The organism is Salinispora mooreana, assembly GCF_000379065.1.
GTDB lineage: Bacteria > Actinomycetota > Actinomycetes > Mycobacteriales > Micromonosporaceae > Micromonospora > Micromonospora mooreana.
The window spans coordinates 4,655,200-4,676,332 of sequence record NZ_KB900614.1; the positions used below are offsets into that span (position 1 = coordinate 4,655,200).

The 21,133-nt window shown below is 69.0% G+C and carries 20 protein-coding genes; 10 read left to right on the plus strand and 10 right to left on the minus strand.

The features are described 5' to 3' along the window. Positions 1-73 precede the first annotated feature (73 nt). Positions 74-2,242 (plus strand): carbohydrate-binding module family 20 domain-containing protein, encoded by a 2,169-nt coding sequence (locus SALPAC6_RS0122255; protein WP_018255529.1) that lies wholly within the window; start codon positions 74-76, stop codon positions 2,240-2,242. A 118-nt stretch (positions 2,243-2,360) separates the two neighbouring features. Here the strand turns inward: SALPAC6_RS0122255 and SALPAC6_RS0122260 are convergent, their stop codons facing one another. The 4 genes from SALPAC6_RS0122260 to SALPAC6_RS0122275 all read right to left on the minus strand — a co-directional run bounded on the left by SALPAC6_RS0122260 (position 2,361) and on the right by SALPAC6_RS0122275 (position 4,731). Then, complete coding sequence (locus SALPAC6_RS0122260) at positions 2,361-2,912, minus strand: DUF5872 domain-containing protein (protein WP_018255530.1); 552 nt, start codon at positions 2,910-2,912, stop codon at positions 2,361-2,363. 308 nt (positions 2,913-3,220) lie between these two features. Then, entirely contained in the window at positions 3,221-3,886 is a 666-nt protein-coding gene (locus SALPAC6_RS0122265) for a dihydrofolate reductase family protein (protein ID WP_018255531.1), read from the minus strand. Beyond that, complete coding sequence (locus SALPAC6_RS0122270; protein WP_018255532.1) at positions 3,886-4,383, minus strand: SRPBCC family protein; 498 nt, start codon at positions 4,381-4,383, stop codon at positions 3,886-3,888. Before SALPAC6_RS0122270 ends, SALPAC6_RS0122265 begins: the two co-directional genes overlap by 1 nt. A 3-nt stretch (positions 4,384-4,386) precedes the next feature. Further along, on the minus strand, positions 4,387-4,731 hold the full coding sequence (locus SALPAC6_RS0122275) for an ArsR/SmtB family transcription factor (protein WP_018255533.1): 345 nt from the start codon (positions 4,729-4,731) through the stop codon (positions 4,387-4,389). Positions 4,732-4,874: 143 nt separating this feature from the next. Between SALPAC6_RS0122275 and SALPAC6_RS0122280 the strand changes: the two genes are divergently transcribed. The 3 genes from SALPAC6_RS0122280 to SALPAC6_RS0122290 all read left to right on the plus strand — a co-directional run bounded on the left by SALPAC6_RS0122280 (position 4,875) and on the right by SALPAC6_RS0122290 (position 7,594). Continuing rightward, entirely contained in the window at positions 4,875-5,306 is a 432-nt protein-coding gene (locus tag SALPAC6_RS0122280; protein WP_018255534.1) for a type II toxin-antitoxin system Rv0910 family toxin, read from the plus strand. Positions 5,307-5,451: 145 nt separating this feature from the next. After that, positions 5,452-6,471: an acyl-CoA dehydrogenase family protein gene (locus tag SALPAC6_RS0122285; protein ID WP_018255535.1), complete on the plus strand. Its 1,020-nt coding sequence runs from the start codon at positions 5,452-5,454 to the stop codon at positions 6,469-6,471. Beyond that, positions 6,452-7,594: an acyl-CoA dehydrogenase family protein gene (locus tag SALPAC6_RS0122290; RefSeq protein ID WP_026189973.1), complete on the plus strand. Its 1,143-nt coding sequence runs from the start codon at positions 6,452-6,454 to the stop codon at positions 7,592-7,594. Before SALPAC6_RS0122285 ends, SALPAC6_RS0122290 begins: the two co-directional genes overlap by 20 nt. Positions 7,595-7,597: 3 nt before the next feature. Here the strand turns inward: SALPAC6_RS0122290 and SALPAC6_RS0122295 are convergent, their stop codons facing one another. Continuing rightward, positions 7,598-8,428, minus strand: a complete 831-nt coding sequence (locus SALPAC6_RS0122295) for a MaoC/PaaZ C-terminal domain-containing protein (RefSeq protein ID WP_018255537.1) — start codon at positions 8,426-8,428, stop codon at positions 7,598-7,600. After that, the gene (kstD, locus tag SALPAC6_RS0122300) at positions 8,428-10,101 is read right to left on the minus strand and encodes a 3-oxosteroid 1-dehydrogenase (RefSeq protein WP_018255538.1); all 1,674 of its coding nucleotides are present in this window, start codon (positions 10,099-10,101) and stop codon (positions 8,428-8,430) included. Before kstD ends, SALPAC6_RS0122295 begins: the two co-directional genes overlap by 1 nt. A gap of 109 nt (positions 10,102-10,210) precedes the next feature. On the opposite strand from kstD, the gene SALPAC6_RS0122305 reads away from it, so the two are divergent. Further along, positions 10,211-11,803, plus strand: coding sequence for an FAD-binding protein (locus SALPAC6_RS0122305; RefSeq protein WP_018255539.1), 1,593 nt, complete (start codon positions 10,211-10,213; stop codon positions 11,801-11,803). Positions 11,804-11,851: 48 nt separating this feature from the next. Here SALPAC6_RS0122305 and SALPAC6_RS0122310 read toward each other — a convergent pair whose 3' ends face one another. Genes SALPAC6_RS0122310 through SALPAC6_RS0122320 form a run of 3 tightly spaced genes read right to left on the minus strand, consistent with a single transcriptional unit; the run spans position 11,852 to position 14,231 of the window. Next, entirely contained in the window at positions 11,852-12,838 is a 987-nt protein-coding gene (locus tag SALPAC6_RS0122310) for a ferredoxin--NADP reductase (RefSeq protein WP_018255540.1), read from the minus strand. Beyond that, positions 12,838-13,101 (minus strand): hypothetical protein, encoded by a 264-nt coding sequence (locus SALPAC6_RS0122315; protein WP_018255541.1) that lies wholly within the window; start codon positions 13,099-13,101, stop codon positions 12,838-12,840. The genes SALPAC6_RS0122310 and SALPAC6_RS0122315 overlap by 1 nt, the downstream gene beginning before the upstream one ends. Continuing rightward, positions 13,098-14,231, minus strand: coding sequence for a Rieske 2Fe-2S domain-containing protein (locus SALPAC6_RS0122320; RefSeq protein ID WP_018255542.1), 1,134 nt, complete (start codon positions 14,229-14,231; stop codon positions 13,098-13,100). The genes SALPAC6_RS0122315 and SALPAC6_RS0122320 overlap by 4 nt, the downstream gene beginning before the upstream one ends. Before the next feature lie 123 nt (positions 14,232-14,354). Here SALPAC6_RS0122320 and hsaA point away from each other — a divergent pair, with 123 nt between their 5' ends. From hsaA to hsaB, 4 genes are read left to right on the plus strand one after another with little or no spacing between them, the layout of a single operon-like run. Further along, positions 14,355-15,527, plus strand: coding sequence for a 3-hydroxy-9,10-secoandrosta-1,3,5(10)-triene-9,17-dione monooxygenase oxygenase subunit (gene hsaA, locus SALPAC6_RS0122325; protein ID WP_018255543.1), 1,173 nt, complete (start codon positions 14,355-14,357; stop codon positions 15,525-15,527). Between the two features lie 7 nt (positions 15,528-15,534). Next, positions 15,535-16,386 (plus strand): 4,5:9,10-diseco-3-hydroxy-5,9,17-trioxoandrosta-1(10),2-diene-4-oate hydrolase, encoded by an 852-nt coding sequence (gene hsaD / locus SALPAC6_RS0122330; RefSeq protein ID WP_018255544.1) that lies wholly within the window; start codon positions 15,535-15,537, stop codon positions 16,384-16,386. After that, positions 16,383-17,282 (plus strand): iron-dependent extradiol dioxygenase HsaC, encoded by a 900-nt coding sequence (hsaC, locus tag SALPAC6_RS0122335; protein WP_018255545.1) that lies wholly within the window; start codon positions 16,383-16,385, stop codon positions 17,280-17,282. Before hsaD ends, hsaC begins: the two co-directional genes overlap by 4 nt. After that, the gene (hsaB, locus tag SALPAC6_RS0122340; protein ID WP_018255546.1) at positions 17,279-17,836 is read left to right on the plus strand and encodes a 3-hydroxy-9,10-secoandrosta-1,3,5(10)-triene-9,17-dione monooxygenase reductase subunit; all 558 of its coding nucleotides are present in this window, start codon (positions 17,279-17,281) and stop codon (positions 17,834-17,836) included. The genes hsaC and hsaB overlap by 4 nt, the downstream gene beginning before the upstream one ends. Here the strand turns inward: hsaB and SALPAC6_RS0122345 are convergent. Then, positions 17,833-19,359, minus strand: coding sequence for a FadD3 family acyl-CoA ligase (locus tag SALPAC6_RS0122345; RefSeq protein WP_018255547.1), 1,527 nt, complete (start codon positions 19,357-19,359; stop codon positions 17,833-17,835). The genes hsaB and SALPAC6_RS0122345 overlap by 4 nt on opposite strands. A 171-nt stretch (positions 19,360-19,530) precedes the next feature. Between SALPAC6_RS0122345 and SALPAC6_RS0122350 the strand changes: the two genes are divergently transcribed. Next, a complete protein-coding gene (locus tag SALPAC6_RS0122350; RefSeq protein WP_026189975.1) occupies positions 19,531-20,574 on the plus strand; it encodes a DUF3068 domain-containing protein in 1,044 nt (347 codons plus the stop codon). The last annotated feature ends 559 nt before the right edge of the window (positions 20,575-21,133 follow it).

The following is a 21,133-nucleotide window of genomic DNA, read 5'->3' on the forward strand; positions in this document are numbered from 1 at the left end:
TGCCGCATCGTGTTCGCTACCGGAACGGCCGTCCGCCCTTGCCGAGCACCCCTTCGCACGAGAGGTCCCCGTCATGGAATCCGCGAGACCCCATCCGATTGGCCGCACCGGCCGTCTGGTGCTCGCCGCCGCGCTGGTAGCGGTGGGCGGCACGGCGGTCGTCACCGCCGCGACCAGCGCCAGCTCCGCCCGCGCCGCCGTCGTTCTCAACGACAGCGAGGTGACCGCCAACCTGTGGCAGTGGAACTGGAACTCGGTCGCCACCGCCTGCACCGACCACCTCGGCCCCGCCGGCTATGGCGCGGTGCAGGTGGCCCCGCCGCAGGAGTCGGTCTACCTACCCAACAGCGCCGACGGGGTGCACCCCTGGTACGAGGTCTACCAGCCGGTCTCCTACCGGCTGGAGAGCCGGTTCGGTAACCGGGAGCAGTTCGCCAACATGGTCAGCACCTGCCACGACGCGGGTGTGCGGGTCTATGTGGACGCGATCGTCAACCACATGGCCGGCACCAACAACCCGGCGGGGACGCGCGGCTACGCCGGCACCGAGTTCTCCGGCTACAACTACCCCGCGGTGCCCTACGGCGGGGGAGACTTCCATCGCCCGGGCGACAACTGTCCGACCGACGGCTCCATCAACGACTGGGACAACGAGGCCCAGGTGACCAGCTGTGAGCTGCTCTCCCTGGCTGACCTCTACACCGAGAAGGAGTACGTGCGAGACACGATCGCGGGGTACCTGAACGACCTGATCGGCCTCGGCGTCGACGGCTTCCGGGTGGACGCGGTCAAGCACATCCGGAAGGACGACTTCGCGGCGATCCTCAGCAGGCTGGACGACACCGTCGCGGAGGGGCGACGCCCCTACGTCGCCCAGGAGATCTTCGACGGGGCCAACAACCCAGCCCTCCAGGCCCGAGCGTTCATCGGCAACGGCGACGTGCTCGACTTCGCGTACGCCAAGGGTATTCGCTCCGCCTTCCAGGGCTCCATCGCGGCACTGCAGAACATCCCGAGCTGGAACCTCGACGCGCCGAGTGCCAACGTCTTCTCGATGGTCACCAACCACGACCTGGAGCGCGACGGCGTGGTGCTGTCGTACAAGGACGGCACCGACTACGTGCTCGCCAACTACTTCGCCCTGGCCTACCCGCACGGCAAGCCGTCGGTTTTCGACAGCTTCACCTGGTCGGACCGGAATCAGTCCCCGCCGCACAACGGTGGTGGGTATGTCACCGACGCGGTCTGCGGCGGTGCCTGGAACTGCCTGACCCAGAGCACCGGCATCAAGGGCATGGTGGGCTGGGCCAACGCGGCGCGTTCGGTCCAGAGCGTCGCCGACTTCACCGTGGTCAACGACAACGTGATCGGCTTCCACCGCGGAGACCGGGCCTGGATCGGCATCAACGACTCCGGTGCCACCGCCACCGCCACCTTCACCACCGGCCTCGCCGACGGTGAATACTGTGATGTCATCTCCGGTAGCGCCGGAGGTGCCGGCTGCACCGGCGCTACGGTGAGTGTCACCGGCGGCCAGGCCACCGTGAGCATCCCGGCGAACAACGCCGTCGCCCTCCACGTCAACGCCCGGCCCGGCACGACCCCGTCGCCGACGGTCAGCCCCACCGGCGACCCCACCGATCAGATCGCCACGACCTTCACGGTCAGCGCGACGCCCGGCGCCGATCAGGACGTCTACGCCGTCGGCAGCATCTCCGAACTGGGCTCCTGGGCTCCGGCCGCTGCGGTGCGGCTGACCCCGCAGGGTGGGAACACCTTCCGCGGCACGATCGATCTGCCCCCGTCCACCGCGGTGGAGTACAAATTCATCAAGGTGACCGGCGGGGGAGCGGTTACCTGGGAGTCCGGCGAGAACCGGAGCTTTACCACCCCTGCCTCCGGAACGTACGCGGTGACGGAGACCTTCCGGGGCGATGTGGTTTCCGGCCCGGCGATCGCCAGTTCGTTCCATGCCACCGTCTACACCTACTTCGGGCAGAACGTTTTTGTGGTCGGCAATGTCGCTGAGCTGGGCAGTTGGAATCCGGACAACGCCATCGCGCTCTCCGCGGCCGACTATCCGGTCTGGCGGGCGACCGTCGACCTGCCGCCGAACACCCACATCGAGTACAAGTATGTGAAGAAGAATCCGGACGGTTCGGTGACCTGGGAGTCCCAGTCGAACCGAAGCTTCACCACCCCGGCCACCGGGACCCACTCCAGCACCGACACCTGGCGATAGCCGCAGCAGGGCCCACTCGCGGAGGTCACTCCGCGGGTGGGCCCTGGTGATGGGCGCAGCCGCCGTAGGGTGGTGTCTCGTCGCGCTGACCCGGCTCGGCTCACCTGTGGTGAGCGTCCTACCGTCGCGCCAGTTCCGCCTCGATCCGGCGGACCAGCGTCTTTCGGCTCTTCCCGGCGCGTTCGCGCCGTAGTGCCGACCGGAGTTGGCGGGTGTCGAGACGGGTCAGCCGTTTCGCCGCGTCGGGGACCCGCAGGTCGAGCAAGCGGTCGATCGATGTGGTGTCGCGGCGGGCGCGGCTGGCCGGCCCGGTGTTGGCGACGTACTGCCGGCCGCTTCTCGACGCCTTTCGTTTCTTGGTGTCGGTGGCGCGGCGTTCCTTTTCGGGGAGTTCCTTCCACGCGCGTTCGGGTAGGTAGCGCTTGGTCTCGCCGTCCTGGCGCGCCCGGGTGTCGCCCTCTCGGGTTTGCCACTTCTCTCGGCCCCACTGTCGCAGGGACCGCTGCCGTTCGTCTCGTGGCCCCTGGTAGCCCCCGCCCTGCTTCTCGTACTCCTTGACCAGCAGTTGAGACTTTCGGGCCGACCACTGTCCGGGTCGGGCGCCCTTGTCGGAGGCCTTGAGCTCGTCTTTGATCTTTTTTCGTAGCTTCGGATCGGTGTACCGCGCCATGCCCCTCGGCTACCCGGTGCCGGCGCACCCTACGCCCCGCATCGCGGTTGAGCGACTGGCCGACTACGCCTCATCCGTTAAACAGCGATAACCTAAAGTTCATTCTTCCGTTACGTCACCGGTCGGCCTCATCTATGTATGGAAGCGTTCCCAATTCGCCCTCACCGCCACCACGAGCCTCCCGTGTCCGTGAACCCAAGATTGACGGCTGCTCGCTGGCACCGGTCCGGGCACCGTGCCGGCCGGCTGGCCTGCTTCGACCGCTGATCTCAGATGGATCGGGTCGCCAGCGGGGAGGGCCTGCGCGGCTATCGTCGGTGCACGGTGTAGGTCAGGTGGGTCACCCGGGCCGACGATTCCGAACGGACTGGCTTCAGCGCGATCCGGGACGCGTCCACGCTCTCGAAGAGGCGGGTGCCGGCACCAAAGAGCACCGGTGCGACCGAGATCGACAATTCGTCAACCAGGCCCGCGTTGAGGTACGCCAGGACCGTCTCGCTGCCGCCGGAGATACGGATATCCCGCTCGCCGCCGGCCTCACGGGCCTGATCCAGCGCCTGGTGTATGCCGTCGTTGACGAAGTGGAACGTGGTTCCGCCCGGGCGTTCCCAGGGGGAGCGCCGCTGGTGGGTGAGGACGTACACGGGGACGTGGAAGGGCGCCTCCTCCGGCCATGCGTGCTCGCCGAGGTCGAACATGCGCTTGCCCATGATGTTCGCGCCGGTACGTTCGAACGTCTGCCGGACGATGTCGTTGTCGCACCCCTCCTCGCCGCCTTCCCCCAGGTGGAGCCGTTCTCGGAAGAACCGCTGCGGGAAGAGCCACCCCTGAAGCTCCATCCACTGGGCCATCCAGTAGTCCAGCCGCGGGTCCTGCGCTCGCTCTTCGGGCGTGGCGTGGAGACCCGCCATCGACTCGGGCGCGCTGAAGCCGTCGAGCGACATGGAGATGCTGACAAACACCGTGCCCGGCATCAGCGGGTCCCCTTCTGGATAACCTCGGCGACGTGGGCGGCCAACTTGCCCAGCGTCTGCTCGCCGCCCTCGATCGCGTGGAACTCCAGCACAACCCGGTCTCGTTGGTGCCGGGTGGGAAAGATGCTGCGCATGACAATCCGGGTCGCGGCACCGTGTGGTGTGAAGTCCAGGATTGATTCGAAGGTGTTCGGGTCGTCGCGGGACGTACCATGCAGCAGCGTGATCCGCTTCGGTGGGACGATCTCGGTCCACGTGATCCACTGGGGGTAGTCGGTCCCGTCCGGTCCGTGCATCACATAGTCCCAGACTCCACTTTCACGGAACTCGAAGGAGTGTGTGGTGGTGGTGAACCCCACCGGGCCCCACCACCGGGACAGGTGTTCAACCTCGGTGAACGCCTCAAATACCAGCTCCGGCTGAGCGTCGATGAGCCGGGAGACGACAATCTCCCGGTCCGTCGTCGTCGGCTGCGGGTCTTGCCTCGTCCCTGCCATTGGCTACTCCTCCTGTTGTCGTGTCTGCTTGAGGTCCTGGACGTAGCTGTTCAGTCGGTCGAAACTCTCGTTCCAGAACTGTTCGAATCCGCCAACCCACTCGTGGACCGGCCGCAGCCCGTCCGCGTCCAGGCTGTAGCGGCGCTGTTTGCCCACCCCACGGACCCGCACCAACCCCACCTCCCGGAGCACCCGCAGATGCTTGGAGGCCTGTGGCTGACTCATCCCCAGCTCCTGGGCCAGATCGGTCACCGGCCATTCACCGGCCCGCAGCAGCCCGAGGATGTCTCGACGCTGCGGCTCCGCGATCGCGTTGAACGCATCCGATGTCGTCGCTGCTCGCGCCATGACGGCCATCGTATTCCCATAATGGCATGCGTCAAGCTGGTGGGAGGGGTGTGTCCTCGTCGGGCGCTTACGATGATCAAATCTGGTGGAATCAATATCCCTGTTATAACCTGTTCTAGATTCATCTCGAAGAGGAGGTCACGATGGCTACAGTGACGGTCGAGGCCGACGCGAAGGCGGATCCGACGCAGGTCTGGAAGCTCGTGGTGGCCCTGCCGAGGGTTGGCGAGTGGAACACGATGCACGAGGGCTTCGCCGGCGAGGTGCCGGAGACTCTCGGCGAGGGGACGACGTATCAGCAGCGGGTAAAGCTGATGGGCATGCCGGCCGAGATGGCCTGGCGGGTGACGAAGGCAGAGGCGCCGGGGCGCCTCGAGCAGGCGGGCGACGGCCCGATGGGCGTCAAGGCAAAGATGGTGATCGCGGTCGAGTCGAGCGGCGGGGGCTCGCACATCACCTACGGGATGGAGTTCGCCGGCCCGGCGCTGAAGGGCGCGATGGACGGCATGCTGCAGAAGCAGGCCACCACGGCGTGTCAGCAGGCGTTGGCGAAGCTCGTCGCGCTGCTGGACTGAGGTCACTTCCGGGCCGGTCGCGCCGTCGTTCCACGAATCCTGCGGCACCGGATCGCGGTGTGGCGGGTCTTGGTGTGGGTGCCCGCCCCTGATGATGGAGAAAGGGCGGGTGTCGGCCTGAATTGAAACGTGTTCTAATTACGAAATGGGACCGAACTTTGAGCTCGACGATGCCCAGCAGTCGATCGTTCGTCTCGCCGATGAGGTGCTGAGCGACAACGAGGGCACGCCGGAGCGCTTGTGGAAGGCCCTCGGTCAGTCCGGCCTGCTCGGCCTCGCCGTGCCGGAGAGGTTGGGCGGCGCCGGACTGGGCGCGATGGCGATCGGCGTGCTGCTCACCGAGATCGGGCGGCGTGCTGCCCGGGTTCCCGTCTGGTCCACGCTGTCGCTCGGCGTCCTTCCGGTGGCCCGAGCGGGCAGCCCCGAGCAGCAACGTGAGCTGCTGTCGGGGGTGCTCGAGGGCCGGGTTCTGACGGCTGCCCTGGGGACGCCGCTGCCGGTCAGCGACGGCTGGCGGATCACCGGAGCCTGCGGCCCGGTTCCGGACGCTGACGCGGCCTATCGGGTTCTGGTCCCGGTGCGAGTGCGCGGGGGCGGGCCGACGGTCGCCCTGATCGACCCGGCCGCGCCGGGTGTGACGCTGCTGCGCACCCCGACCTCGGCCGGGACCGACGAGTTCATGTTGCGGCTCGAGGGCGCCGCGGCGGAGCCACTAGGCGACGCCGAGGTCGAGCTGCGCCGGTTCGCAGTCGCCGGAGCCTGTGCGCTGGGCGACGGCGCGCTGGCCGGTGCCTTACAGCTGACCGCCGACCACGTGCGAGACCGGCGGCAGTTTGGCCGCGCGCTGGCCACGTTCCAGGCGGTCGCCCAGCAAGTCGCCGACGTGTACGTGGCCGCTCGCACGATGCATCTGGCCGCTCTCGCCGCCTGCTGGAGCGCCGAGGTGGGTCAGGACGCCGACGGGTGGACCGGAGCGTACTGGCTGAGCAGCACCGCCCTGCCGGCGCTGCGCACCTGCCACCACCTGCACGGGGGGTTGGGGCTGGTCGCCGACTACCCGCTACACCGACACACCGCTCTGGTCCGGGATCTGGTCCGACACCTTGGCGGCACCGAGTACTGCCTGCACCAGCTGGGAGCCCATGGTGTTCATCGATTTGACTGAGGAGCAGCACGCGCTGCGGGCGCGGCTGCGCACATACCTCGCCGAGGTGTTGTCACCAGCGGAGCGAGCCATCCTGCTGCGCGAGCGGCACGGCGTGGTCTACCGCGAACTGATCCGTCGACTTGGCCGGGACGGCTGGCTGGGCCTGGGCTTTCCGACCCGGTTCGGCGGCGGTGGGCTTGGCCCGGTGGAGCAGCAGCTCTTTGTCAACGAAGCAGCCCGCGCCGATGTTCCGCTGCCCGCGGTCACCCTGCAGACCGTGGCGCCGACGTTACTCGCCCACGGCTCGCCCGAACAGCAGGAGTACTTCCTACCCCGCATTCTGGCCGGGGAGCTGCACTTCGCCATCGGCTACACCGAGCCCGAGGCCGGCACCGACCTCGCCGCGCTGCGCACCCGGGCGGTACGCGACGGGGACGCGTACGTGGTGAACGGTCAGAAGACGTTCACCACCGGGGCACACGAGGCCGACTACCTCTGGCTTGCCTGTCGCACCGACCCGGGCGCGTCCCGGCACCACGGCCTCTCCATCCTCATCGTGGATTCGACACATCCCGGCTATTCGTGGACGCCGATAGTCACGTGCGATGGGGCGCACCACGTCAACGCGGTCTATCTGACCGATGTGCGAGTGCCGATAGCCCGGCGAGTGGGTGCCGAGAACGACGGCTGGCGACTACTGACCACGCAGCTCAATCACGAGCGGGTGATGCTGGGTCCGGCCGGGCGGCTCGGTGCTCTCGGCAAACGGGTACACGACTGGGCGTACGCGAGGAGCCTGCTCGAAGCCCCGGATGTGCGACGCGTCCTCACCCGCGTCGCCGCCTGCCAACGTGTGAACGAACTGCTCAACTGGTCGGCGGCCGGGGACGAGCCCAACGCGGCGGACGCCTCGGTCACCAAGGTCTTCTCGTCGGAGTGGCTGCTGCGGCTCAGTCAGGAGCTCGAAGAGGTCGTGTGGCGGCGCGGTGACCCCTCCGACCCGGCGACCGCCGAGCTGCTGACCTGGCTTGACGTTCAGACCAAGCGGAACCTCGTGCTGACCTTCGGCGGCGGGGGCAACGAGATCCAGCGGGAACTGATCGCGTCCGCGGGGCTCGGGTTGCCCCGCGTGCCGCGCTAGTCCTCAGCGGAGGGTGATACTCACGTCGGAGAGGGCCGAGGCGTTGTCCCGGTCGGCGACCGAGGCGCGCAGCACCAGCTGACCGTCTTCCCGCCACATCTCGGTGCGCAGGGTTTCGCCAGGAAAGACGACCCCCGCGAAGCGGGCCTGGTAGCCGGCCACCCGATCCGGATCGCCGTCGAGCAGGGTGTCAACCGCCGCCTTCGCCACGATTCCGTACGTGCAGAGCCCGTGCAGGATCGGCCGGGGGAACCCGGCGTGGGCGGCGAAGGCCGGGTCGACGTGCAGCGGGTTGCGATCGCCACAGAGCCGGTACCAGAGGGCCTGTCGCGTATCGGTCGGGGAGAGCGCCACCGCGTCGGGCGCCCGGTCGGGCACCGGCACCCGGGTGGTCGGCCCACGTTCCCCGCCGAATCCGCCCGCGCCCTTGACGAAGATGCTGATCCGACTGGTGAACAGCTCGGTGCTGGTCTCGGTGACGATGACCGCCGCGCTGCCCTTGTCATAGACGGCGGCGATCCGCGAGCGGGCCGTACAGCGGCCCTTCGCCGGGATCGGCTGGTGTAGTTCGAGCTCCTGTCGACCGTGGACAACCCGGGCCAGGTCTACATCGACGCCGGGCATCGTCACCGTGGGGGGCTCGGTGTCTCGCAGGGTCGTGGCCACCGTGGCGAAGGTGGGCAGGACCCCACGCAGTGTGCCCTCGTAGACGTAGGACAGCTCGTCGGGGCCAGCTCCGACGGCCAGGTGGTATAGCAGCACGTCGGTGCTGTCCCAGGTCAGGTCCCTTCCGGGAAGTTCGGCGCCGACGGCGACGGCGGGGTCGATGGGCATCAGTCCTCCTGAAGGGGGGTGGGGGTGGCGGCCGTTGTGGCCAGGTCGAGTGCCGCCAGGTAGCCGAAGGCGAGGGCCGGGCCGAGGGTCGCACCGGCGCCGGCGTAGCTGCGCCCCATCACCGAGGCGCTGACGTTGCCCGCCGCGTACAGCGCGGGTACGACCGTGCCGTCCGGGCGCAGCACCCGGGCTCGTTCGTCGGTCCGCAGGCCCCCCTTGGTGCCCAGGTCACCGGGGACCATGCGGAAGGCGTAGAACGGGGGGCGGGCCACGGCGCCGAGGCACGGGTTGGGCCGGTGCCGCGGGTCGCCGTAGTAGCGGTCGTAGGCCGAGTCCCCGCGGTGGAAGTCGTCGTCCCGGCCGCGCCGCGCGAACTCGTTGAACCGGCGCACGGTGTTACCCAACGCGGTGGCGGGCACACCGATCTGCGCGGCCAGGTCGTCCAGGGTGTCGGCGCGGTGCGCTGCCCCCGAGGTGAACCAGCGCCGTGGAAGCGGGGAGCGTGGGGCCCGGCCGCCGAACAGGTAGCGGTCCCGGTAGGTCTGGTCGGCCACCAGCCACGCCGGCTGGCCCACTCCCGGGCTGAGCATGGCGTGCACCGCGTCCACGTAGGGGGCCGCTTCGTTGACGAAGCGCCGGCCGTTGGCGTCAACCATGAGACAGCCGGGCTGGTTGCGTTCGGCGAGGCAGAAGTAGGGCCCGCCGGGGAGCGGAATCGATGGCCCCCACCAGGCCTCGTCCATCAGGTCGAGGGCGGCGCCGAGCCGCTTGCCCGCCTCGATGCCGTCACCCGTGTTGCCGGCCGCGCCAGCGGTCCACTCCGTGCCGATTCCCGCCTGGTACTCCTGGCGCATCGACTGGTTGCGCTCAAACCCGCCGCTGGCCAGTAGGACACCTCGCCGGGCGTGGAACAGCGCCGGGTTGCCGGCCTGTTGGGCGGTAACCCCGGCGACCCGGCCCCGTTCGATGAGCAGGTCGGTCATCGGCGTGTTGAGCCGGACCGGGACGCCGGCGCTGCGCAGACCGGCGCGGAGCCCGGCGGCGAGTGCCTGGCCCATGGTGAGCATCGGCCGTCGCCGGATCCGGGCGCTCAGGCCGCGGGCGGCGAGCCGGGCCACGGTGCGGATCGCCCGCGGATGTCGGAGGCCCAGGGACAGCCACCGGTAGTCGACCTGGGTGACCGCCACCCCCTCTGGCGCTGCCCGGTACGGCGCGGCCAGCGTCGCCAGGTCAGCTTGGACCAGCTCGGTGTCGAGCAGGAGCGGCTCGATGCTGCGCCCGCCCGGAAGCCCACCGGGAGCCTCGGGGTAGTAGTCCGGATAGCCGGGCACCCAGGCGAAGTCGAGTGGAGTGTGGTCGCGGACGAAGGCGACAACCTCTGGTGCGGCAGCGAGGAACGCGTTCTGCCGGGCCGGGGTGGCGTCGGCTCCGGCGACGTACGCCAGGTAGGTGCGCGCGTCTTCGGCCCGGTCGGCGACCCCAGCCCGGGCCAGTACCTCGTTGCCGGGAAGCCAGAGCCCGCCGCCGGAGCGGGCGGTGGAACCGCCGTATGTCTCGGCCTTCTCCAGCACGACCGCGCTCAGCCCCCGGTGCGCCGCCGTGAGTGCCGCGACCATGCCGGCGCCGCCGCTGCCGACGACGACGACATCGAACTCCTGCTCCGATATCGACACGAGAACAGGTTATAGTCTTATCCGGCTCAGCACCACCGATCATCGACGGTGTCCGCCTCGTGGTCGGCGACGCCGACCACGTTGATCTGCGGAACACTACGGAGGCGCGGTGATCAAGGAGTGGGACCAGACGGCTGACGTTGTGGTGGTCGGCTTCGGCGCGGCCGGGGCCTGCGCCGCGGTCGAGGCTGCCGACGCGGGAGCGCGCGTCCTGGTCCTCGACCGGTTCTCCGGCGGCGGCACCACCGCGATGTCCGGTGGGGTGATCTATGCCGGTGGCGGCACCCGGCAGCAGCACGCAGCCGGGGTCACCGACACCCCCCAGGCGATGCTGGACTACCTGTGCGAGGAGGTCGGCGACACCGTCTCTCCCGCGACCCTGCGCCGGTTCTGCGAGCAGAGCGCCGACGCGATCGACTGGTTGACCGGCCTCGACGTGCCATTCGAGGCGAGTCTCTGTCCATACAAGACCTCCTACCCCACCAACCGGCACTATCTGTACTACTCCGGAAGTGAGCCGTCCTTCGCGCACCGGGCGCCACCAGCGCCCCGCGGGCACCGGGTGCACGCCCGCGGCACCTCCGGCCGGTTGCTCGCCGCCCGGCTCGCCGCTGCCACCCGCGACCGCGGTGTCGAGGTGCTCCCGCAGACCCGTGCCGAGCGGCTCGTCACCGGTCCCGATGGCCAGATCACCGGAGTCGAGTGCCGGACCCTGCGCGGTGCCGCACGATGGGTCCGGCTTGCCCACCGTCTCCTGCACCGTTGCTCGGTCCGGCCCGGTGTCTACCTACCGGCCCTGGGCCGCGCGCTGCACCGGCCAGTCGCCTGGCTGGAGCGGCGGTACGGCCGCCGGCTGCGGGTCCGGGCGGCCGGCGGTGTCGTGCTCTGCGCTGGCGGCTTTGTCTTCGACCGCGAGCTGCTTCGCACCCACGCGCCGGAGTACCGCGGTGGGCTGCGGCTGGGCACGCCCGGTGACGACGGCTCCGGGATCCGGCTCGGCGTGGCCGCCGGCGCAGCCACCGCCCACCTCGACCGGATGAGCATCTGGCGATTCCTCGCCCCACCCACGGCGATGCTCGGCGGTCTGCTCGTTGACCGCGACGGCAGACGAATCTGCGACGAGTCCCGCTACGGCGCGGCGGTCGGCGAGGCGATTCTGCGCGCGCCGGGCGCGCGGGCCTGGCTGCTGCTTGACGCCGCGTTGCGCGCCGAGTGCCGCCGGCAGCTGCGGGCCCAGACCCTGTGGTTCCAGCGCTGGCAGGCATGGTGGCTGCTGACGTTCGGCCGGGCCACCGGGTCGACGCCAGCGGCGGTCGCGCGCCGCGCCGGAGTGAATCCCGAGCAGCTGGCCGACACCCTCGCGGCCTATCAGGCGGCTGGCCCCGACTCGGCCGGCAAGCCCGCCGACCAGGTTCGTCCCCTGGCTGTTGCGCCGTACTCGCTGATCGATGTCTCGGTGCGGGCCCGGCTCCTCGCACCCGCACCCATGCTCACTCTCGGTGGCCTCCGGGTGGACGAGGAGACCGGGCAGGCCCTGGGCGCCGACGGCGCAGGTGTACCCGGTCTGTACGCCGCCGGCCGTACCGCGGTCGGCATCTGCTCCCGTAGCTACGTCAGTGGGCTGTCGTTGGCCGACTGTGTCTTCTCGGGCCGTCGGGCGGGCCGGAGCGCCGCGACCCGAGGCTTGGAGAGCGGCGGCTGACGACCACGCCGCGCAACCGTCGCTCGGGACCGTGGGAGGGGTCGGCGGTCAGTAGTAGGTGACCGACACCTCGTCGCTACGGGCGACGGCCTGGCAGGCGAGGATGTAGCCCTCGGCGAAGTCTTCCTCCTCCAGGATCTCGTTGTGCGCGAGGTCGACCTGACCGTCCAGCAGCCGGCAGGCGCAGGCGCCGCAGTGGCCCTGGCGGCAGGAGAACGGTGCGTTCAGCCCGGCTGCGATCAGCACGTCCAGCAGGCGGGCGCCGGCCGGCCAGGGCATTCGGTGGGTCTGGCCGTCGAGTTCAACCTCCAGGGTGGCCTCGCGGTCGTCAGCCGAGCGCTGTTCGACCTCGAAGCGCTCGACCTGGATGCGGTCTGCCGGCACGCCAGCGCGCTGGAGCGTGTCGTGGGCTACCACGACGAAGGGCGCCGGACCGCAGACGTACGTCTCCCGCCCGGCGTAGGGGCTGATCAGGGTCGCCAGCGTGGCCGGGTCTGGGGTGCCGCGTTCGCTGTCCAGCCAGTGGGTCACGTTCAGCCGGTCGCGGTGTTGCTCGCTGAGCGCGGCCAACTCGGCGGCGAAGATGATCGAGCGCTGGTCGCGGTTCGCGTACACCAGGGCAAGCCGGCCGCGACCGGCCGCGAGTACAGACTTGATGATGGACATCGCCGGGGTGATGCCGCTGCCTCCGGCGAGTAGTAGTAGGTCGCCGTCGAGCGAGCCGGGGGTGAACGAGCCGGCCGGCGGCATGAGCTCCAGGCTGGCTCCGGCGCGGATGTCGTCGCAGATCCAGTTCGATGCCGGCCCGCCGGGTACGCGTTTGACGGTGATCTTCAGGTCGGTCTCGGTGTACGGCGAGCTGGAGAGCGAGTAGCAGCGGGCCACGACTCCCTGGCCGTGCGGCACCCGGAGAGTCAGGTACTGGCCGGGGTGGTAGGCGAACTCGGTGGCCAGCTCCGGTGGCACGCTCAGGACCAGCGAGTGCGCATCGGGCGTCTCTTCGATCACGTCGGTGACGCGTAGTCGGTGGTACATCACGTCACCCCCAGGCTGCCGGTACGCACCGCGTGCTGAATGCTCCTGTGCAGGTCGGGGCAGGTGGGCAACGGTGTGTGCAGCCCTTCGTCGCTGGTCAGCACGGGGCATTGGCGGGTGGCCCTGGTGCTCCACTGCACGCTGGTCTGCTGCGGGCTCGACTTGCGTACCCGGACCCGGGCCGCGCAGCGGCCGCAGGACAGCTCCACATAGCCGCCGATCAGATACTCCTGCCGCTCGGTCAGCGGGTCGGTGCGGTTCATGACGCGGAATCGGCTTGTCGATCGAGGTTGGCCGCCACCTCGGTGGTCCAGGTTTCGACTGCTCTGCTGGTGTCGACCTCGAACTCGTAGCGGGCCACCATGTCGTCGGTGACCTCTTCAATGTCCACGTAGAACTGCTCGTACCAGCGGCGCAGCTGGTAGACCGGGCCGTCTTCGGCGCAGAGGAGCGGATTGTCGATCCGGCTCTTGTGCTTCCAGATCTCGACGTCCTGCTGGAAGCCGATCCCGATGCCGGCCGCGAACTTCGCTGCCGCCTTGTCGGCTTGGGCGGCGGTGAGGCCGGGTAGTCGCTTGACGATGATGCCCCACTGCAGCATGAACGAGTTGGCCGAGATGGGGTAGTGGCAGTTGATCAGTACGGACTCCACCTCGATGCCGTGGTAGTCGGTGAAGAGATAGTCGATCATGTAGGCGGGTCCGTAGTAGGCGGCTTCCGAGCGGAGCGTGGCATCCCCGGACTGTCGTGCCCCGACCGGCACGTCCGGTCGGGGCCGGGTCTCCAGGAACTGTGCGGCTACCTGGCCCTCGAACACGTTCTTGAAGAATGTCGGAAAGGCGAAGTGGATGTAGAAGAAGTGCGCCATGTCCACGACGTTGTCGATGACCTCCCGGCAGTTGGCACCGTCAATTCGGATGGAGTCCCAGGTCCAGGTGGTCCACTCGGGGGAGAAGGCGCCCTCGATGCGCGGAATCGTGGCCCCCGGTGGCGGCGGGGAGCCCTGCGGGTCGTGCCAGATGAACAGCTGGCGGTTCTCCTCGCAGGTGGTCCAGGAGCGGGTACGGGCGCGGGGTGGAACTCGATGGGCGTACGGCACCGCGGTGCAGCGACCGTCCCCGCGCCAGCGCCAGTCGTGGAACGGGCAGGCGATCTCGTCGCCCTTGATGGTGCCCATCGTCAGGTCGCCGCCCATGTGACGGCAGTACCCGTCGAGCACGTGCAGGGTGCCCGTCGAGTCGGCGAAGACCACGAGCCTGGTGCCGAACGCCTCAATGGCGTGCGGTTTGCCGTCGCGGAACGAGTCAGCCAGTCCCAGGCAGTGCCAGCCGCGGGCAAACCTGGTGGGCAGAACCCCGCTGTCGATCGTGCGTACTGCCTCGACGTTGGTCATGTCGCTCCTCAGTTGTGATGGAACGTGTTACAGGTCCTGCAGCTCGCATAGTAGCCGTCAAGTAGAACGTGTTCTATTGTAGGGATCGTCATGTTCGTCAGCCAAGCCACCGGAGGGGATCTCATGGAGGGCGCCGAACTGGTCGCACGGGGGGTGCGGGAGCTGTTACCCGTCCTGCGGGAGGGGGCCCAGGAGACAGAGGACCGCCGAACGCTCGCCGCCGAGCACGTCAAGTCACTGGCCTCCACCGGCTTCTTCCGGCTCCTTCAGCCAGCCTGGTGCGGCGGGCTGGAGGCCGACCCGACGGCCTTCTTCAGCTGTGTCCGCGACATCGCCAGCGCCTGCGGGTCGACCGGCTGGGTCGCATCGGTGATCGGGATACACAACTGGCAGCTGGCCCTCTTTCCCGAACGGGCACAGCAGGATGTCTGGGGCGCTGACCCCAACACGCTGATGTCCTCCTCCTATGCCCCCACCGGCAGGATCCAGGAAGTCGATGGGGGATACCGGGTGCGTGGGCGGTGGAGCTTCTCGTCCGGATGTGACCACGCCACCTGGGTCCTGCTCGGCGGCATCGTGCCCGGCCAGGACGACAGCCCCGCCGACTTCCGCACGTTCCTGCTTCCCGCGGCCGACTACGCGATCGAGGATGTCTGGCACACGATCGGTCTGCGGGGCACCGGTAGTAACGACATCGTCGTCTCCGACGCGTTCGTCCCGACGTATCGATCGCTCAGCTTCGGCGACACGGCGCGGTGCGTCTGCCCGGGCCAGGAGCGTAACCCCGGGCCGCTCTACCGCATCCCGTACGGCTCGATCTTCCCGTACACGATCACCGCCCCGATCATCGGGATGGCGACCGGGATGTACGACGCGCACGTGACCCACATGCGCGAGCGGGTCCGCGCCGCCTACGCCGGGGTACGGGCCGCCGAGGACCCCTACTCACAGGTACGGGTCGCGCGGGCGGCCGCCGACGTGGACGCGGCCTGGCTCACGCTCACCGCCGACATGAGCGAGCTGATGGAGCTGGCCACGGCGGGAGAGAAGCTACCGATGCGGCTGCGCCTGCGGGCCCGTCGCAACCAGGTTCGGGGCACCGAACTGGCGATCCAGGCCGCGGACCGTCTCTTCGAGAACTCCGGTGGTCGGGCGATCTACACGAGCCACCCGATCCAGCGCTTCTGGCGCGACGCCCACGCCGGCCGGGTACACGCCGTCAACGACCCCGAACGCGCCCTGTCCATGTACGGCAGCGGCGAGTTCGGGCTGTCCATCGCAGACGCGATGGTGTGAGGACACCATGACGACCAGCACAGTCTTCGAAGCCACCGCCGCCGGGCTGCACTACCACCGGGCCGGACCACTGGGCGTACACCCGGTCGTGCTGCTGCACGGCGGCGGGCCGGGCGCCTCGGCATGGAGCAACTTCGGGCGGACGGTCCCGGTCTTCGCCGAGCGATTCGACACCCTCGCCGTTGACCAGCCGGGATATGGCGGGTCCGAGAATTGCCCCAGTGGCCGGCAGTACTTCACGCACTCCGCCGACCGGCTCGCGGCCCTGCTCGACGAGGTGGGCCTGGACCGGGTCCACGTCATCGGCAACTCGCTCGGTGGTGGCACCGCGGTCCGGTTCGCCCTGCGCTACCCGGAGCGGGCCGGCCGGCTGCTGCTGATGGGCCCCGGCGGGCTCAGCCTCAACGTCTTCGCCTCCGACCCGACCGAGGGGGTCAAACGGCTGGCCGCGTTCGGCGCCCCACCCGGCCCCAGCCGGGAGAAGCTGGCGGAGTTCCTACGCACGCTCGTCTTCGACCAGTCCTTCGTCACCGAGGAGCTGATCGATGAACGGATGCGCGCCGCGACCGACCCGGACGCCCTGCGCGGCATGCGTGCGCTGGGCGCCTCGTTCGCCGACCCGGACCTCCACGAGGAGAGTCAACTCTGGCGCGACGCCCACCTGCTGCGTGACGAGGTCCTTCTGGTCTGGGGTCGGGAGGACCGGGTCAACCCGCTCGACGGGGCTCTGGTCGCGCTCAAGCTGATCCGCCGCTGCCGGCTGCACGTCTTCGGTGGCTGCGGACACTGGGCGCATCTGGAGAAGTTCGACGAGTTCAATCGCCTCGCCTTCGATTTCCTGGAAGGACACCGCCCGTGAGCCTCATTCGATCCCTCGGCTACCTCCGGGTCGAAGCCACCGACGTTCCCGCCTGGCGGGAGTTCGGCGTCAAGGTGCTCGGCATGACCGAGGGCCGTGGCCCCGACCCGGAGGCCGCCTACCTACGCATGGACGACCTGCCCGCGCGGATCGTGGTGGTGCCCGGCGAGCGGGACCGGTTGGCCGCCAGCGGTTGGGAGCTGGCTGATCCCGCCGCGCTCGACCAGCTGACCGGCGTCCTCGAGGGCGCGGGCATCGTGGTCAAGACGGCCGAGGTCGACGAACTGGCCACCCGCCGGGTGGCGCAGATGATCAGCGTTGACGACCCCTCCGGCAATCGCCTGGAGTTCTACTGCGGCGCCGAGCTCGACAGCCGCCCGGCGCACAGCCCGTACGGCACCCGCTTCGTCACCGGTGCGCAGGGCATGGGGCACGTGGTGCTGCCGACCTTCGACGACGCCGCCGGGCTACGCTTCTGGAGCGAGGTGCTCGGCTTCCGGCTGCGCGACTCGATGCGGCTGCATCCCGAGGCCATCGGCCTGCCGCCCAGCGACACACCACTCTGGATGCGCTTCCTCGGCTGCAACCCGCGCCACCACAGCGTCGCCCTGGCCCCGTTGCCAGCGCCCAGCGGCCTGATCCACCTGATGATTGAGACCGAGACGATCGATGACGTCGGCCGCGCTCTGGACCGTGGCCTCCGGAACAACACACCGATGGTCGCGACCCTGGGGCGACACGCCAACGACGGCATGATCTCGTTCTACCTGCGCACACCGGGCGGCTTCGACATCGAGTACGGCACCGACGGCGACACCGTGGACGACCGCACCTGGATCGCTCGGCAGACGACCGCGCACAGCGTGTGGGGTCACCAGTTCCAGAGAGTCGGGTGACCACCGCAGCCCTGGTGGACACCCAGCAGTTCCGGCGGGTGTTCGGCCATTTCTGCACCGGCGTGACGGTCATCACGACGCTCGACGACGAAGGCCCGGCGGGGTTCGCCTGCCAGGCCTTCGCCCCACTGTCGCTGGACCCACCACTCCTGTTGTTCTGCCCCCAGGCAAGCTCCACCACCTGGCAACGGATTCGCGACGTCGGGGTGTTCGGTGTCAACGTGTTGGCGGAGGCGCACGGGCCGCTGTCCCGCGTCTTCGGCGCCCGGGGCGCGGACAAGTTCGCCGACGTCGCCTGGACTCCCTCCCCGACCGGCATGCCGATCCTTACCGGGGCGTTGACCTGGGCTGACTGCCGCGTCGAGGCAGTACATCCGGGTGGCGACCACGCGATTGTGGTGGGCCGGGTGACCGCGCTCGGCGAGTGCCGCGACGACGGTCCGCTGCTGTTTTTCAAGGGCCGCTACTGTGCCGTCGCGCCGATGCCATCCGGTGAGCCGCCGGAGGTGGTCGACACGCTGCTGGCGTGGCCCCGGCACACCGACTGGATCTAGCGAGCCTCGGCGCTCTCCGCGCGGAGCAGATACTTGAGGATCTTGCCTGAGGCGTTGTGCGGTAGCTCGGACCGGACCTCCACCGACCGCGGCACCTTGTAGTTGGCGAGTCGGCTCCGGCAGAACTCGATCACCTCCGCCGTGCTGAGTGAGTGACCCGGGCGGCAGATCAGGTAGACCTTGCCGACCTCGCCGAGCCGTCGGTCGGGCACGCCGATCACCGCGGACTCGGCCACGCCCGGAAGCTGCGCGAGCGCGCGCTCGACCTCAGCCGGGTACACGTTGAAGCCGCCGCAGACGTACATGTCCTTGAGCCGGTCGGTGATCGTCAGGTAGCCGCGCTCGTCGAGGTGCCCGATGTCGCCGGTGTGCAGCCACCCGTCGGTGTCGATCGCCGCCGCGGTGGCGGCCGGGTCATCGAGGTAGCCGAGCATCGTGTTCGGTCCCCGCAGCAGCACCTCACCGCCCGGGTCGGCGATGCGGACCTCACATCCGGCCGCGGCGCGCCCGCAGGTCCGCGCCACGGTCTGCGCGTCGTCGCCCGGCCGGCACATCGTGGCGACCACCGCCTCGGTCAGCCCGTACGCGGTGAGCACGTCCGCGCCGAGCTCCGTGCGGATCTGCTCGACGAGGGCCGGTGGCACGGTCGCCGCTCCGGTCACGGCCAGGCGCAGGCTCGACAGGTCGAATCGCCGGGCATCGGGATGACCGAGCAGGCTGGTGTAGAGGGTGGGCGGCCCGGGTAGGACGGTGATCCGCTGGTCGGCGATCAGGGCCATCGTCCGGGGCGCATCGAAGACCGCCTGTGGCACGATGGCGCTGCCGCTGACCACACAGGCGAGGATGCCGGCCTTCAGCCCGAAGCTGTGAAAGAAGGGGTTGATCACGAGGTAGCGGTCGTCGGGGGCCAGTTGGGCGATGTCGGCCCAGGCGGCAGCCACGGCCATCGACTGCCGGTGCGCGCTCATCACACCCTTGCTGCGCCCGGTGGTACCCGAGGTGAACAGGATGTCGCTCAGGTCGTCGGGGTTGACCGCGGCGGCGCGGGCGTCGGCCTCCACCTCAGGAACCGACCCGCCCTGGGATACGACCTCGTCCCAACCAGAGGGCACCCGCACGACCAGGCGGGGGAGCTGTTTGCCTTCCGCCGCCGCGGCGGCCCGCAGCGTGGCGAGTCGGTCGGTGCCGAGGAACGGGTCCACCACGACGAGGCCGCTGGCGCCGCTCCGATGGATCACGTCGAGCGCCTCGATCCCGGTGAATCGGGTGTTGACCGGCACCAGGGTGAGGCCCGCGTAGCTCGCGCCGAGTGCGGCCAGCACCCACTGCGTCGAGTTCGGTGCCCAGAGTGCGAGCCGGTCGCCCGGCCGCAGCCCCCCGGCGATCAGTGCCTGTGCCACGCGCCGCACCTCGGCGAGGAGCTCCGCGTAGCTCAGCTGCGCGACGCCGGGCTCCACCAGGGCCGGCGCCGAGCTGAACTCACGCGCCGCCCGGCGCAGGGCCGCTGGGATCGACGGCATCATCGAGACCTCCCGGCACGGATGGGCCAAGCAGACGCTTGGTCAGCCTACGCGGGGGTGGATATCGGCGCCAGTGGATGACGATACGGCGAAAGGTGTGTTGCCGAGGGGTTTCCTTGCTGGGGTACGTGACAGTAGATTAGAACAAGTTTCACCTAGTGGAAGGGTGTGCTGATGCGACAGAAAACCGGCGCGGTTCTCTTCGGTCTGGGGTTACTCTGCGTTGTTGCGGCCGTGGGCCTGGTAGGGCTGATAGTGCCGGCACTCAAGCAGGTTCCCTACGACGTGACGCCGCCGGATATCGTGGTGGTCGCACCGTCAGCTACCTTCGTCAGTGCTCGGACCCTGCCAGGCGGCGAACCTGCGGTGACTGTCGAAACCGGCACTCTGCGTTCGGAAACCGGTATCAAGCCCGACAACGAGGCCGCCGCGGAGCTCACCGGAAGCCTTGCTGGCGAAACTCTGATTTGGAACGTGTATCAAGCTACCGACTGGGTGGATCGTGATCTGCCGGTCAACCGGGCCGAGAGTCGTATCGCCCTCGACCGGGTGTCCGGTGCCGCAGCCGAGTGGGACGGCCAGTGCTACAGCGACACGGAGGCCGTGGAGTCGGGCACCACCGGCTGCGAGGCGGGGAGCATCACGTACGCCGGGCAGCTCTACCTGTTCCCCTTCGATACGAAAAAGCAGACCTACCAGTACTTCGATGGCATCCTGCGGCAGTCGTTGCCGATGCTGTACCAGGGCGAGGAAGAGGTCGCCGGCCTGGAGACGTACCGGTTCGAACAGACCGTCCCCCAGCGGGAGCTCGACCTGGACGAGGAGACGCTGACCCAACTGCTCGGCTTCCTGGCGCCGGAGGCGACAACCGCGACGATGACCTACCGGGCGTCTCGCACGCTCTGGGTGGAGCCGATGACCGGTGGCATTCTGGGCTACCGTGAGCAGCAACACCAGGAGCTGGTGCCAGACGTCGGGTCGCCGGTGGTCATCTTCAACGCCACCTTCCAGTACGACGACGCCACCGCCGACGCGGTAATCGAACAGGCCAGAGATGGTCGGGCGCAGCTGTTCCTGCTCGGTCGCAACCTGCCGATCGGCCTGCTGGTGGCAGGGGTCCTCGCGGCCGCCGCCGGCTTCATGCTCGTGTTCGTGCGCCGCGCCACGGCAACCCGGCCGGCGGACGCCACCGGTGGGGAGCCCGCACAGACATCTTGACAAGCTTTGTTTCGGCCGGCCGCACCATCGCGGCGGTCCAGCAGCTCGACCAGCCCGCACCGGTCAAGCCTGGGTGTATGTCGGCGTCAGTCGGGCGACGGGCATGCCCTCACTGTCCCGCTACGTACACCGCTTAGTCGTCCTTGACCCAGTCCACCCCGGCGTATGATGTCCTGCTGAGCACGGCTATGTCGGTCACACCCGCAGGTGCTCCTCCGCTGCCCTATCAGGGGGAAGCGCCTGGTGGCTCCGGGAATCAAGAGATATTCGGTCCGGTCACGACAGTGATGAAGTGTCAGGCGGTTCGGCGCGGAGCGTCGTGGCATCGATCGCCGGAACCTAGCGGCTTTCCTAGTTCTCTTGCCCGAAGCGAATGGGGTGCCCGGTTTGGTCCGTTACTGGAGGTATCCGATGTAGTGAACTGATCTCAGCGACGCGAAGGTGTTGATTGGTGCGACACGGGCGAAAGCGATGAGATCGGACGGTGCTGGAAGTGGGCGTGGGGCCCTCGGTAGGTAGTTCTCACCACAAGATCACCCACACGGTGAGGACCCCACGT

What these genes read in the sequence shown, in the direction of transcription:
- SALPAC6_RS0122265 (WP_018255531.1), bottom strand. Translation starts at nt 3,886, where the DNA reads ATGCCGGGCACGGTGTTTGTCAGCATCTCCATGTCGCTCGACGGCTTC.
- hsaD (WP_018255544.1), top strand. Translation starts at nt 15,535, where the DNA reads ATGACGACCAGCACAGTCTTCGAAGCCACCGCCGCCGGGCTGCACTAC.
- SALPAC6_RS0122255 (WP_018255529.1), top strand. Translation starts at nt 74, where the DNA reads ATGGAATCCGCGAGACCCCATCCGATTGGCCGCACCGGCCGTCTGGTG.
- SALPAC6_RS0122285 (WP_018255535.1), top strand. Translation starts at nt 5,452, where the DNA reads ATGGGACCGAACTTTGAGCTCGACGATGCCCAGCAGTCGATCGTTCGT.
- SALPAC6_RS0122310 (WP_018255540.1), bottom strand. Translation starts at nt 12,838, where the DNA reads ATGTACCACCGACTACGCGTCACCGACGTGATCGAAGAGACGCCCGAT.
- SALPAC6_RS0122295 (WP_018255537.1), bottom strand. Translation starts at nt 8,428, where the DNA reads ATGCCCATCGACCCCGCCGTCGCCGTCGGCGCCGAACTTCCCGGAAGG.
- SALPAC6_RS0122350 (WP_026189975.1), top strand. Translation starts at nt 19,531, where the DNA reads ATGCGACAGAAAACCGGCGCGGTTCTCTTCGGTCTGGGGTTACTCTGC.
- SALPAC6_RS0122320 (WP_018255542.1), bottom strand. Translation starts at nt 14,231, where the DNA reads ATGACCAACGTCGAGGCAGTACGCACGATCGACAGCGGGGTTCTGCCC.
- SALPAC6_RS0122315 (WP_018255541.1), bottom strand. Translation starts at nt 13,101, where the DNA reads ATGAACCGCACCGACCCGCTGACCGAGCGGCAGGAGTATCTGATCGGC.
- SALPAC6_RS0122345 (WP_018255547.1), bottom strand. Translation starts at nt 19,359, where the DNA reads ATGATGCCGTCGATCCCAGCGGCCCTGCGCCGGGCGGCGCGTGAGTTC.
- SALPAC6_RS0122275 (WP_018255533.1), bottom strand. Translation starts at nt 4,731, where the DNA reads ATGGCGCGAGCAGCGACGACATCGGATGCGTTCAACGCGATCGCGGAG.
- hsaA (WP_018255543.1), top strand. Translation starts at nt 14,355, where the DNA reads ATGGAGGGCGCCGAACTGGTCGCACGGGGGGTGCGGGAGCTGTTACCC.
- SALPAC6_RS0122270 (WP_018255532.1), bottom strand. Translation starts at nt 4,383, where the DNA reads ATGGCAGGGACGAGGCAAGACCCGCAGCCGACGACGACGGACCGGGAG.
- SALPAC6_RS0122280 (WP_018255534.1), top strand. Translation starts at nt 4,875, where the DNA reads ATGGCTACAGTGACGGTCGAGGCCGACGCGAAGGCGGATCCGACGCAG.
- SALPAC6_RS0122260 (WP_018255530.1), bottom strand. Translation starts at nt 2,912, where the DNA reads ATGGCGCGGTACACCGATCCGAAGCTACGAAAAAAGATCAAAGACGAG.